The sequence below is a fragment of the Pseudomonas sp. GW456-12-10-14-LB2 genome (assembly GCF_002884345.1).
GTDB lineage: Bacteria > Pseudomonadota > Gammaproteobacteria > Pseudomonadales > Pseudomonadaceae > Aquipseudomonas > Aquipseudomonas paraglycinae.
This window is the reverse complement of record NZ_POHV01000029.1, coordinates 37,268-50,637: the sequence shown is the minus strand read 5'-3', so window position 1 is coordinate 50,637 and position 13,370 is coordinate 37,268. Positions and strand designations below refer to the sequence as shown.

The following is a 13,370-nucleotide window of genomic DNA, read 5'->3' as shown; positions in this document are numbered from 1 at the left end:
AACCGTGACCCTTATCTACGGCCACCGCGGCGCCAAGGGCGAAGCACCGGAAAACACCCTGAGCAGTTTTCAGGAATGTCTCAAGCACGGCGTGCGCCGCTGCGAGCTGGACCTGCACCTGTCCAAGGACGGCGAGCTGATGGTCATCCACGACCCGACCCTCAAGCGCACCACCGACAGGCGCGGCAAGGTGGTCGAGCACACCGCCGCCGATCTTGTGACCTACGACGCGCGCAAAGGCGGCCCGGGCTGGATCAAGCCCTGCCCTATCCCGACGCTGGAAGAACTGTTCGAAAAGTGCGACTTCGAGCACTGGCAGCTGGAAGTCAAAAGCGCTTCGCGCACCCGCGCCGCGACCACCGTGCTGGCGATCCGTGAAATGGCGGTCAGACACGGGCTGCTCGACAAGGTGACAATCACCTCGAGTTCGCGGGAAGTCTTGAAGGCTGCGCTGGATCTGGTGCCCGACGTATCACGCGGCCTGGTGGCCGAATACGCCTGGCTCGACCCATTGAAGGTCGCGCAAAGTTACGGTTGCGAGATTCTGGCGTTGAACTGGACGCTGTGTACGCCGGAACGCCTGCAAAAGGCGCAGCGTCAGGGGCTGCATGTGTCGGTGTGGACCGTCAACGAGCCTGCGCTGATGCGCAGACTCGCCGACTTCGGCGTTGACAGCCTGATTACAGACTTTCCCGGTTTGGCCACTGCCACCCTCGGGAATTGCTGAAATCGGTCTCCCCGGCCGGCTCAGGCCACCGGCCGGAGCCCGTCAAAAAAGCCGGTTGAGGCCGTCGTACGCCGCTACCCGATAGGCTTCGGCCATGGTCGGGTAGTTGAACGTTGTGTTGACGAAGTACTTCAGGGTGTTCAGTTCGCCCGGCTGGTTCATGATCGCCTGACCGATGTGCACGATCTCCGACGCCTGATAACCGAAGCAGTGAACGCCCAGCACTTCCAGGGTTTCACGGTGGAACAGGATCTTCAGCATGCCTTGCGGCTCGCCGGCGATCTGTGCACGCGCCATGCTCTTGAAGAACGCCTTGCCCACTTCGTACGGCACTTTGGCCTGGGTGAGCTCCTGCTCGTTCTTGCCGATCGAGCTGATCTCCGGAATGGTATAGATGCCGGTCGGCACGTCATTCACGAAACGCCAGCTGCCATTGTCGACGATGCTGCCGGCGGCCGAACGGCCCTGGTCGTGGGCGGCACTGGCCAGACTCGGCCAGCCGATCACGTCACCGGCGCCATAGATGTTCTGCACACAGGTGCGGTAGTTCTCGTCGACTTCGATCTGGCCACGGCTGTTGACCTTGACCCCGATGTTTTCCAGACCCAACTGGTCGGTGTTACCCGTACGACCGTTGCACCAGAGCAAGGCGTCGGCCTTGATCTTCTTGCCGGACTTCAAGTGCAGGATCACGCCGTTGTCCACGCCTTCGACGCGGTCATATTCTTCGTTGTGACGCACGGTGATGTTGTTGTTGCTGAAGTGGTAGCTCAACGCCTGGGAAATTTCCGAGTCGAGGAAGCTCAGCAACTGACCGCGGTTGTCCACCAGCTCGACCAGCACGCCCAGACCGCTGAAGATCGAAGCGTATTCACAGCCGATCACGCCGGCGCCGTAAACGATCAGTTTGCGCGGGGTGTGGCCGAGGCTGAGGATGGTGTCGCTATCGTAGATACGCGGGTGGTGGAAATCGATGTCCGCCGGGCGATAAGGACGCGAACCGGTGGCGATGATGATGTGCTTGGCCACCAGTTTCTCGACCACGCCGTTGGCGCAGACCACTTCGATGGTTTGCTCGTCGGCGAAGCTGCCGGTGCCAATAAACACGTCCACGCGGTTACGGGCGTAGTAGCCGGTACGCGAAGCGACTTGTTTGGAAATGACTTTCTCGGCGCTTTTCAACACGTCCGGGAAGGAGAACCAGCGCGGCTCGCCGATCGCACGGAACATCGGGTTGGTGTTGAACTGCATGATCTGCCGCACCGAGTGACGCAGGGCCTTGGACGGGATGGTGCCCAGGTGGGTGCAGTTGCCGCCGACCTGGCGACGGCTGTCGACCATCGCCACCTTGCGCCCTGCTTTGGCGGCGTTCATTGCCGCGCCTTCTCCCGCCGGGCCGGAACCCAGCACCACCACGTCGTAGTTGTAGACAGCCATGCGTACTCCTCAGAACAGGCCGCGGTGCCAGCAGCACCGGCGGCTAAATCACGCCGAACGACGGCGCGAAGGAACAATTGGGGGCCAGTAGAAAACCCGGACACAGTCTATAGAAGCGTCAACGCCGCGCACATTAACCCTTGGTCGCGTCGTAGGCTACTTTTGCCTGCACTACAACGCCAGCTTTCGTACTGTTCTCAGTCAACTTTTGAGCCACTGAGCCGTTCGAAAGCGTGACTGGTGCGTGTGACGAAACCTGTATCGGCACGAATCACAAAGAATGCACCAATGTCGTGTTTTTCCGCATAGTCCCAGGCCCTTTCAGGCCCGAGAATCAGCAACAGCGTCGATAGTCCATCGGCCATCAGCGCTGAAGGATGAATTACCGTGACCGACGCCAGATCGTGTAGGACCGGCGCACCGGTCCGGGCATCGAAGGTGTGGGAATAGCGCCGGCCATCTTGCTGAAAATAGTTGCGGTAGTCGCCGGACGTGGACAGGCCATAGCCATCGACATTGATGACTCGCTCTGCCACCTGCTGATCGTCACGCGGTTCTTCCAGAGCGATACGCCATGGCGAACCATCAAGCTTTTTTCCGGACGCCTTGAGCTCGCCGGTGGCTTCGGCAAGGTAATCATGAATGCCCAGGGCCTCGAGCCGCGTGGCAATGGTGTCGACCGCGTAACCGGCGGCGATGCTGTTGAAATCCACCTCGACCGCCGCGTCCTTGCACAAGCGATCGCCGTCGATGCGCAGGTGCTGATGGCCGACCCGCTGCCGCACTTCGGCCAGCGCCGCCGCATCCGGGACTTTTTCTTCACGCCCTTGCGGGCCGAATCCCCATAGATTCATCAGCGGCTCAACCGTGAGATCGTAGGAGCCTTCGCTTTGTTGCGACAGCTGCTCGCCCACGCGGATCAATTCAAGGACCGGCGCGGGCATGACCTGACAGCGATCAGCCGGCAATGCATTGAAGCGCGAGATGTCGGAGTCCGCACGGTAAGTCGACATCTGCCGGTCGACATCCGCGAGGATTTTTTCCACTTCGACACGCACCTCCTGCGGCGCAGGCAGATTGGCATGGCGCACGTACTTGATCGAATAGGTGCTGCCCATCGTCGGGCCACCGAAAGCCTCGAGGGAATCGCCGTTGCCGCAGCCGGACAAAAACCCGGTCAGCAGCACGAGAATCCCCCACCGTCCAGTTAACAATTCTTCATCTCCCCGCAAAACCGCGCCGGCCATTATGGGCTACGAGCGCAACGCTTTCTTACAAGATTTAGAGCGAGTACCTACCCATGTCTTCCACGACCGGCAAAGGCAAGGCGATTTTTCGCGTTGTCAGCGGCAACTTTCTCGAGATGTTCGACTTTATGGTCTACGGCTTCTATGCCACGGCCATTGCCAAGACCTTCTTTCCCACCGACAGCGCCTTCGCGTCCCTGATGCTTTCCCTGGCCACTTTCGGCGCCGGCTTCCTGATGCGTCCGTTGGGGGCGATTTTTCTCGGTGCCTACATCGACCGACACGGCCGGCGCCGAGGCCTGATCATCACGCTGGCCATGATGGCGGCCGGCACCGTGCTGATTGCCTGCGTGCCGGGCTACGCCACCCTTGGGGTTGCCGCGCCGCTGATCGTGCTGTTCGGCCGATTGCTGCAAGGCTTCTCGGCCGGCGTGGAATTGGGCGGTGTGTCGGTGTATCTGGCGGAAATCGCCACGCCCGGCCGCAAGGGCTTTTTCGTCAGCTGGCAGTCCGCCAGCCAACAAGCCGCCGTGGTGTTCGCCGGCCTGCTCGGTGTCGCCCTCAACCACTGGCTGAGCCCGGTACAGATGGGCGAATGGGGCTGGCGCGTGCCGTTCCTGATCGGCTGCATGATCGTCCCGGTGATCTTCGTCATCCGCCGCTCGCTGGAGGAAACCCCGGAGTTCCAGGCGCGCAAACATCGCCCTACCCTGCAGGAAATCGTCCGTTCGATCGGTCAGAACTTTGGCATCGTCATCGCCGGCATGGCGCTGGTGGTCATGACGACGGTGTCGTTCTACCTGATCACCGCCTACACCCCGACGTTCGGCAAGGCGGAACTGCACCTGTCGGACTTCGATGCGTTGCTGGTGACCGTGTGCATCGGTCTGTCGAACTTCTTCTGGCTGCCGGTGATGGGCGCGGTGTCCGACAAGGTTGGACGTAAACCCCTACTGTTGGCGGCGACGATTCTGGCGATCCTGACCGCTTACCCGGCACTGTCGTGGCTGGTGGCGAACCCGAGCTTCAGCCACTTGCTGATCGTCGAGTTGTGGCTGTCGTTCCTGTACGGCTCGTACAACGGGGCGATGGTAGTTGCCCTCACCGAGATCATGCCGGTGGAAGTTCGTACGACCGGTTTCTCGCTGGCCTACAGCCTGGCGACCGCAACCTTCGGTGGCTTTACGCCGGCGGCCTGCACTTACCTGATCCATGTGCTGGACAACAAGGCGGCACCGGGGATCTGGCTCAGTGGCGCAGCCGTATTGGGCCTGATCGCTACGCTGGTGCTGTTCCGTGGCAACAGGCACGAACTGCGCACGGCACAAGCCGCCATCCCCCGCTGAGACAAATCGCGCACAAACAAAAACGCCCCGACCTAAGTCGGGGCGTTTTCATTTGCAGCTAAAGCTTAGCGCGGGAACGCTGGCGGGTTTACACCGGCCATGTCTTCCATCACGCGGATCACCTGGCAGCTGTAGCCGAACTCGTTGTCGTACCAGACGTACAGAACAACGCGGTTGTCTTGAACGATGGTCGCTTCAGCATCGACCACACCGGCGTGGCGCGAGCCCACGAAGTCGGTCGAAACCACTTCCTGCGAGTTGACGAAGTCGATTTGCTTGTGCAGATCGGAGTGCAGCGCCATGTAGCGCAGGTACTCGTTCATCTCTTCACGAGAGGCGGCTTTCTCAAGGTTCAGGTTGAGAATGGCCATCGACACGTTCGGCGTCGGAACACGGATCGCGTTACCGGTCAGCTTGCCGGCCAACTCAGGCAGGGCCTTGGCAGCAGCGGTGGCAGCACCGGTCTCGGTGATCACCATGTTCAGCGCGGCGCTACGGCCACGGCGATCGCCCTTGTGGAAGTTGTCGATCAGGTTCTGGTCGTTGGTGTACGAGTGAACGGTTTCGACGTGACCGTTGATGATGCCGAACTTGTCATTCACGGCTTTCAGCACCGGCACGATGGCGTTGGTGGTGCAGGAAGCGGCGGACACGATCTTGTCGTCAGCAGTGATTTCGTTGTGGTTGATACCGTGAACGATGTTCTTCAGCTTGCCTTTGCCAGGCGCGGTCAGAACAACGCGGTCGATACCCGGGCACTGCAAGTGCTGGCCCAGGCCATCGGCATCACGCCATACACCGGTGTTGTCCACCAGCAGCGCATCTTTGATGCCGTACTGGGTGTAATCCACTTCGGTAGGGTTCTTCGCGTAGATAACCTGGATCAGGTTGCCGTTGGCGGTGATGGTGTTGTTTTCTTCGTCGATGGTGATGGTGCCGTTGAACGAACCGTGTACCGAATCGCGACGCAGCAGGCTGGCGCGTTTGGTCAGGTCGTTTTCGGCGCCCTTGCGCACCACGATGGCACGCAGACGCAGACCGTCGCCGCCACCGGTTTTCTCGATCAGGATACGCGCCAGCAGACGGCCGATACGACCGAAGCCGTACAGAACAACGTCGGTGCCTTTGCGTGCCGAAGCGTTTTGCTGGCCAACCACGTCAGCCATTTCTTCGCGAACGAACTGCTCGGCGGTACGACCGTTGCCTTCGTTGCGGAATTTGTACGCCAGCTTGCCCAGATCTACCGAGGCCGCGCCGAGCTTGAGCTCGCTCATGGCCTTGAGCAGTGGGAATGTTTCGTGGACGGAGAGTTCGCTGTCGTCGGCAGAACGGTGGCGAGCAAAGCGGTGAGCTTTGAGAATCGCGATGACAGACTGGTTGATCAGGCTGCGGCCATAGATCGAGCTCACCACGTTGTTGTTGCGGTAGAGCTGACCGATAAGCGGAATCATCGCTTCTGCGAGTGCTTCACGGTCGATCCATTCACCAAGACACTGGTCGGGCTTCTGAGTCACGGTAACCTTCCACATGTAGGGGCAGAAAAAAGGGGCTACATTATGCCGCCGAGAACCTCTTGTAGCAATGCGCGCTTGTCGCGCAATCGGTAACAAAAATCCGTCCAAAAAAATAACGCTCCCCGCCAGCCCAGTAAAACCGGGGCTTCCAGCGCAGCCATTTTTTCGACGACTGTTAGACGATGTCTGTAACCCTCCGTAACACCACCAACATTTGGCACTACATAACCGTAAAAAAAGCGCTGGTTTTTATGGTTACCACTACATTTTTCCGAAACAGCGCAGATAGACGCATCCTGCAACTGACAGGCGGCACCGGACGCCGCTACAATTACCGACTTTGTCGCAACGCCTGGAGCTCAACCTTCCGTGCCTGTTCTGCGTCTACCGCTTCTCCCTGCCGCGGCAGGTAAACAGCACTGGGGCAACCTCCCCGGTGCCGCCCTGAGCCTGGCGATTGCCGAGGCTGCCAGCGCTGCCAAGCGCTTCACGCTGCTTTTGACCGCCGACAGCCAAAGTGCCGAACGGCTGGAGCAGGAGCTGAGCTTCTTCGCCCCGGATTTGCCGGTGCTGCATTTCCCCGACTGGGAAACCCTGCCCTACGACCTGTTTTCGCCGCACCAGGACATCATCTCCCAGCGCATCGCCAGCCTTTATAGACTGCCGGAGCTGGAACATGGCGTGCTGGTGGTGCCAATCACCACCGCCCTGCATCGTCTGGCGCCGACCAAATTCCTGCTCGGCAGCAGCCTGGTACTGGATGTCGGGCAGAAACTCGATGTCGAGCAAATGCGCTCGCGGCTCGAAGCCAGTGGCTATCGCTACGTCGACACGGTCTACGAGCACGGCGAGTTCACGGTGCGTGGCGCACTGATCGACCTGTTCCCGATGGGCAGCAAACTGCCCTATCGCATCGATCTGTTCGACGACGAAATCGAAACTCTGCGCACCTTTGATCCGGAAAACCAGCGTTCCATCGACAAGGTCGATTCGGTCAAGCTGCTGCCGGCCAAGGAATTCCCGCTGCAGAAAGACGCGGTCACCCGCTTCAAGGCGCGCTTTCGCGAGCGTTTCGACGTCGACTTCCGTCGCTGCCCGATCTTTCAGGACCTGAGCAGCGGCATCACGCCGGCGGGTATCGAGTACTACCTGCCGCTGTTCTTCGAAGAAACCTCGACCCTGTTCGATTATCTGCCGCAGGACACGCAAGTGTTTTCGCTGCCGGGTATCGAGCAGGCGGCAGAAAACTTCTGGAACGATGTGCGCAATCGTTATGAAGAGCGCCGCGTCGATCCTTCGCGTCCTTTATTGCCGCCTGCCGAACTGTTCCTGCCGGTGGAAGACTGCTTCGCCCGCCTGAAGAACTGGCCGCGCGTGGTCGCCAGTCAGCAGGACGTTGAATCCGGCGTCGGTCGTGAGCGCTTCCCGGCGCAGGCCTTGCCGAATCTGGCGATCGAAGCCAAGGCCACCCAGCCGCTGGCCGCGCTCTCGGCATTTCTCGACGAATTCCCGGGACGCGTGCTGTTCACCGCCGAATCCGCCGGTCGTCGCGAAGTGCTGCTGGAGTTGCTGGATCGCCTGAAGCTGCGGCCGAAAACCGTCGACAGCTGGCCGGACTTTGTCGCGAGCAAGGATCGCCTGGCGATCACCATCGCCCCGCTCGACGAAGGCCTGATGCTGGACGAGCCGGCGTTGGCACTGGTCGCGGAAAGTCCGCTGTTCGGCCAACGCGTGATGCAGCGTCGTCGCCGCGAAAAACGCGCCGACGCCAACAACGATGCGGTGATCAAGAACCTCACCGAACTGCGTGAAGGCGCGCCGGTGGTGCACATCGACCACGGCGTCGGTCGCTATCTCGGCCTGACGATTCTGGAAATCGACAATCAGGCCGCCGAATTCCTGACCCTCGAATACGCCGAGAACGCCAAGCTTTACGTGCCGGTGGCCAACCTGCATTTGATCGCCCGTTACACCGGCAGCGACGATGCGCTGGCTCCGTTGCACCGCCTCGGCTCCGAGACCTGGCAGAAAGCCAAGCGCAAGGCCGCCGAACAGGTCCGCGACGTGGCTGCCGAATTGCTCGACATCTACGCCCGTCGCGCCGCCCGCGAAGGTTATGCGTTTGCCGATCCGAAGGCCGATTACGCAACCTTCAGCGCCGGTTTCCCGTTCGAAGAAACCCCGGACCAGCAATCCACCATCGAAGCCGTGCGCGAAGACATGCTCGCGCCGAAACCGATGGACCGACTGGTCTGCGGCGACGTCGGTTTCGGCAAGACCGAAGTGGCCATGCGCGCCGCGTTCATCGCGGTGCATGGTGGTAAGCAAGTGGCGATTCTGGTGCCGACCACCTTGCTCGCCCAGCAGCATTACAACAGCTTCCGCGACCGCTTCGCCGACTGGCCGGTGACCGTGGAAGTGATGAGCCGCTTCAAGTCGGCCAAAGAAGTGAACGCTGCGGTGGCCCAACTGGCCGAAGGCAATATCGACATCGTCATCGGCACGCACAAGCTGCTGCAGGACGACGTCAAAATCAAAAACCTCGGGCTGGTAATCATCGACGAAGAGCACCGTTTCGGTGTCCGTCAGAAGGAACAGCTCAAGGCCCTGCGCAGCGAAGTCGACATTCTTACACTGACCGCCACGCCGATTCCGCGCACGCTGAACATGGCGGTCTCGGGCATGCGCGACCTGTCGATCATCGCTACACCGCCAGCACGACGCCTGTCGGTGCGCACCTTCGTCATGGAGCAGAACAAGAGCACGGTCAAAGAAGCCTTGCTGCGTGAGCTGTTGCGCGGCGGTCAAGTCTATTACCTGCACAACGACGTGAAGACCATCGAGAAGTGCGCCGCCGGACTGGCCGAACTGGTGCCGGAAGCGCGGATCGGCATCGGCCACGGGCAGATGCGCGAACGCGAACTCGAACAGGTGATGAGCGACTTCTACCACAAGCGCTTCAACGTGCTGATCGCCTCGACCATCATCGAGACCGGCATCGACGTGCCGAGCGCCAACACCATCATCATCGAGCGTGCCGACAAGTTCGGTCTGGCGCAGTTGCACCAGCTGCGCGGTCGCGTTGGTCGTAGCCACCACCAGGCTTACGCCTACCTCCTGACCCCGCCGCGCCAGCAAATCACTGGCGATGCGGAAAAACGCCTGGAGGCGATTGCCAATACTCAGGATCTGGGCGCTGGCTTCGTGCTGGCCACCAACGACCTGGAAATCCGTGGCGCCGGCGAACTGCTGGGCGACGGCCAGAGCGGTCAGATTCAGGCCGTGGGTTTCACGCTGTACATGGAAATGCTCGAGCGCGCGGTGAAATCGATCCGCAAGGGCGAACAGCCGAACCTCGATCAACCGCTCGGCGGTGGCCCGGAGGTCAACCTGCGGGTGCCGGCGCTGATTCCGGAAGATTATCTGCCGGACGTGCATGCACGCCTGATCCTGTACAAGCGCATCGCTTCGGCCACCGACGAGGAAGGTCTGAAAGATCTGCAAGTGGAGATGATCGACCGCTTCGGTCTGCTGCCGGAGCCGACCAAGAATCTGGTGCGCATCACGGCGCTGAAATTGCAGGCAGAACAGCTGGGCATCAAGAAAGTCGATGGCGGCCCGCAAGGTGGGCGCATCGAGTTCGCGGCGCAGACGCCGGTCGATCCGATGACCCTGATCAAACTGATCCAGAGCCAGCCAAAACGCTACAAATTCGAAGGCGCCACGATGTTCAAGTTCCAGGTGCCGATGGAGCGCCCGGAAGAGCGCTTTAATACTGTGGAGGCGCTGTTCGAGCGCCTCATCCCGAAAACTGCTTGAAGGACGCCGCATGCGCCTGTTTCGCTCTCTGACTTTGCTACTGACTCTGGTGGCACCTACGGCGTTTGCCGATGACCTCTATCAGGTCGAAATGATTCTGGTACGCCAGAACGCCGTGCCGGCGATTGTCAGCCGCGCTGCACCGGAAGACTGGGCGGCTGGCGCTCAGCGTTTGGGCGATGACAGCAAACGCACCCCGGCGCTGAACGATGTTGTGACCAAACTCACCGCCAGCGGCGAGTACAGCGTGCTGATGCACAAAGCCTGGCAACAGACGCTGGGCGAGACACCGGCGAAGGTTGCAGTCAGCGAAGGTCAGGAGCAATTCGGCCAGTTCCCCATCGAAGGCACGATTGAAATGAAGCTCGGGCGCTTCACCGACGTGAACGCCGACTTCTGGGTCAATCAGATCGACGCCAACGGCATGGTCACCGCCAGCGAGCGCCTGAAACAGGACAGCCACACCAAGAACGGCCAACTCAACTACCTCGACAACGGCCACCTGGCCCTGCTGATCAAGATCACTTCACTGACGGCGCCCGCGCCTCGGGAAGCGCCTGAAGTCGTTCCGGACTGATCGAAGTCCTTATGCCCCCGCCACTGAGTAAACCGCTGGCCTCCTCCTGGGTCAGCCGATTCAAGGAACAAAGCCTGGAGCGTGGCCGCCGCTACGCGCTGGAAAACCGGGTGCGATTCGTACAGGTCGGCGACGCGACCATTACCGCCAGCTGCGAAGGCTCTGGCGGTAACGTCTACCGTCAGACGATTCATCTGCGCGAGTCAGCCAAAGGCACGCTGCTGATGGTCGACGCCACCTGCACCTGCCCAGTCCACAGCAACTGCAAACACTGTGCGGCGGTATTGCTGCAAGTGCAGGAAACCCTCGAATACCCCGCCGCCGCCAAAGACGCCGAACTGCTGGAAAAACTCCAGGCCGTCCTGGAAAACCGCAGCCCGAAGGCGCCACCGCAAGTGCTGGTGGACAACGTGCAACCGGTACCGCGCCTGTGGCTGGCCAGCGTCGAATTCAGCGCGTTCGAACCGCGCAACGGCAAGATGCAGCGCTACATCCAGCACCGTGCGGCGCTGTCCTTCAGCTATCTCGACGAATACGTCAGCGGCCAGAAGAACAGCGACATTCTGATTCGCCAGGAAGCCCAGACCTTGCGGGTCAAACGCCATCCGGATGTCGAGCAAAGCTACCGCGAGCAGCTGCGAATTCTCGGCTTCCGCATCGCCACCCGGCAGAGCAAGGCCCTGCCGGAAAGCGCCGGCGAACTCTACGAGATGGTCAACGACAGCGCCTGGCTGACCTTCACTCTCAATGATCTGCCGAAACTGCGCACCCAAGGCTGGGAGCTGTTGGTCGACGATGAATTCGGTTTCGACCTGACCGCCGTCGACGACTGGTACGCCACTGTCGAGCAGACGCCGGAACGCGACTGGTTCGATCTGGAGCTGGGGATCATCGTCAACGGTGAGCGCCTGAGCCTGCTGCCGATCCTGCTCAACCTGATGCGCTCGCACACGGAAATACTTAATCCGGAACGTCTCGCCCGCCGTCGCGACGATGAGCTGATTCTGGTGAACATCCCGCAACGCAACAGCGAGCACGGACCGTTGCAAGTCGCCCTGCCCCTCGGCCGGCTGAAACCGGTACTGGCGACCCTTGGCGAGTTCTATCTGCAGGAGCCGGGCGAAACCACCCTGCGCCTGAGCAAGGCCGACGCCACGCGCCTGAATTCGCTGGAAGGTATTCCGCTGCTGTGGGAGGGTGGCGAGCAGATTCGCAGCTTCGCCCAGCGCTTGCGTGATATCCGCGATTACAGTGCCAAAGCACCGAAGGGGTTGAATGCGACGCTGCGTCCTTATCAGCTCGAAGGCTTGAGCTGGATGCAGTCGCTGCGACAACTTGAAGTCGGCGGGATTCTCGCGGACGACATGGGCCTGGGCAAAACCTTACAGACCTTGGCGCACATTCTCAGCGAGAAGAACGCCGGGCGTCTGGATCGGCCGTGCATGGTAGTAATGCCCACCAGCCTGATTCCCAACTGGCTCGACGAAGCGGCGCACTTCACGCCACAGCTCAAGGTTGTCGCGCTGTACGGTGCCAGCCGTAAAAAGCATTTCGAGCATCTGGCCGACTACGACCTGATCCTCACGACCTATGCGCTGCTGCCCAAGGATGTCGAGCGTCTGGCCCAGCAGCCGCTGCACGTACTGGTGCTCGACGAAGCGCAGTACATCAAGAACCCGAACAGCAAAGCCGCCCAGGCTGCCCGTGAACTCAATGCTCGTCAGCGCCTGTGCCTGAGCGGGACGCCGCTGGAAAATCACCTGGGCGAACTGTGGTCGCTGTTTCACTTCCTGCTGCCCGGCTGGCTCGGCGACGTCAAAAGCTTCAACGCCGATTACCGCGTGCCGATCGAAAAGCGCGCGAGCGAAGTCAGACTTCAGCACCTCAACGGCCGGATCAAACCATTCCTGCTACGCCGCACCAAGGAACAGGTTGCGACCGAGCTGCCGCCGAAAACCGAGATCATCCATTGGGTCGAGCTCAACGAGGCCCAGCGCGACGTATACGAAACCATGCGTCTGGCGATGGATAAGAAGGTTCGCGACGAGATCACTCGCAAAGGTGTGGCGCGCAGCCAGATCATCATTCTCGAGGCATTGCTCAAGCTGCGGCAGGTCTGCTGCGACTTGCGCCTGGTCAACGACGCCACCCTGCCCGCTCGCGGCAGCACATCGGGCAAGCTCGACAGCCTGATGGAAATGCTCGAGGAGTTGTTTGAGGAAGGCCGGCGGATTCTGCTGTTCTCGCAGTTCACGTCGATGTTGTCACTGATCGAGGACGAGCTGAAAAAACGCAATGTCGCCTATGCGCTGCTGACGGGACAGACTCGGGATCGGCGAACGCCTGTGAAGGAATTCCAGAGCGGCAAGCGTCAGATCTTTCTCATCAGCCTGAAGGCTGGCGGCGTGGGCCTGAACCTGACGGAAGCGGACACGGTGATTCACTACGACCCGTGGTGGAACCCGGCGACCGAGAATCAGGCAACCGACCGCGCGTATCGTATTGGTCAGGAGAAGCCGGTGTTTGTCTACAAGATGATTGCCCGGGGCACGGTCGAGGAGAAAATTCAGCATCTGCAGAAGGAAAAGTCCGACCTGGCGGCCGGCGTGCTGGATGGGCGCAAGGCCGGGGACTGGAAGCTGCAGAGTGATGATATCGAGGCACTGTTTGCGCCGTTGCCGGACAAGTTTGAAAAGCGCTGAG

The 13,370-nt window shown here is 60.7% G+C and carries 8 protein-coding genes; 5 read left to right on the top strand and 3 right to left on the bottom strand.

The features are described from left to right. Nucleotides 1-4 precede the first annotated feature (4 nt). A complete protein-coding gene (locus tag C1X29_RS19815) occupies nucleotides 5-727 on the top strand; it encodes a glycerophosphodiester phosphodiesterase (protein WP_007953017.1) in 723 nt (240 codons plus the stop codon). 42 nt (nucleotides 728-769) lie between these two features. On the opposite strand, the gene sthA is transcribed toward C1X29_RS19815, so the two are convergent. Together sthA and C1X29_RS19805 are read right to left on the bottom strand one after the other, a co-directional pair. Beyond that, a complete protein-coding gene (gene sthA, locus C1X29_RS19810) occupies nucleotides 770-2,164 on the bottom strand; it encodes a Si-specific NAD(P)(+) transhydrogenase (protein WP_102688107.1) in 1,395 nt (464 codons plus the stop codon). A gap of 197 nt (nucleotides 2,165-2,361) precedes the next feature. Further along, the gene (locus C1X29_RS19805; protein ID WP_173940199.1) at nucleotides 2,362-3,411 is read right to left on the bottom strand and encodes an FAD:protein FMN transferase; all 1,050 of its coding nucleotides are present in this window, start codon (nucleotides 3,409-3,411) and stop codon (nucleotides 2,362-2,364) included. A gap of 53 nt (nucleotides 3,412-3,464) precedes the next feature. Between C1X29_RS19805 and C1X29_RS19800 the strand changes: the two genes are divergently transcribed. Further along, nucleotides 3,465-4,757 (top strand): MFS transporter, encoded by a 1,293-nt coding sequence (locus C1X29_RS19800; protein ID WP_102718172.1) that lies wholly within the window; start codon nucleotides 3,465-3,467, stop codon nucleotides 4,755-4,757. 65 nt (nucleotides 4,758-4,822) lie between these two features. Here C1X29_RS19800 and C1X29_RS19795 read toward each other — a convergent pair whose 3' ends face one another. Continuing rightward, nucleotides 4,823-6,286 (bottom strand): glyceraldehyde-3-phosphate dehydrogenase, encoded by a 1,464-nt coding sequence (locus tag C1X29_RS19795; RefSeq protein ID WP_007953026.1) that lies wholly within the window; start codon nucleotides 6,284-6,286, stop codon nucleotides 4,823-4,825. A gap of 354 nt (nucleotides 6,287-6,640) precedes the next feature. On the opposite strand from C1X29_RS19795, the gene mfd reads away from it, so the two are divergent. From mfd to C1X29_RS19780, 3 genes are read left to right on the top strand one after another with little or no spacing between them, the layout of a single operon-like run. Continuing rightward, nucleotides 6,641-10,090, top strand: coding sequence for a transcription-repair coupling factor (gene mfd / locus C1X29_RS19790; RefSeq protein ID WP_102718171.1), 3,450 nt, complete (start codon nucleotides 6,641-6,643; stop codon nucleotides 10,088-10,090). A 10-nt stretch (nucleotides 10,091-10,100) separates the two neighbouring features. Next, on the top strand, nucleotides 10,101-10,667 hold the full coding sequence (locus C1X29_RS19785) for a CsiV family protein (protein WP_007953029.1): 567 nt from the start codon (nucleotides 10,101-10,103) through the stop codon (nucleotides 10,665-10,667). 11 nt (nucleotides 10,668-10,678) lie between these two features. Further along, on the top strand, nucleotides 10,679-13,369 hold the full coding sequence (locus C1X29_RS19780; protein WP_007953031.1) for a DEAD/DEAH box helicase: 2,691 nt from the start codon (nucleotides 10,679-10,681) through the stop codon (nucleotides 13,367-13,369). Nucleotide 13,370 lies beyond the last annotated feature (1 nt).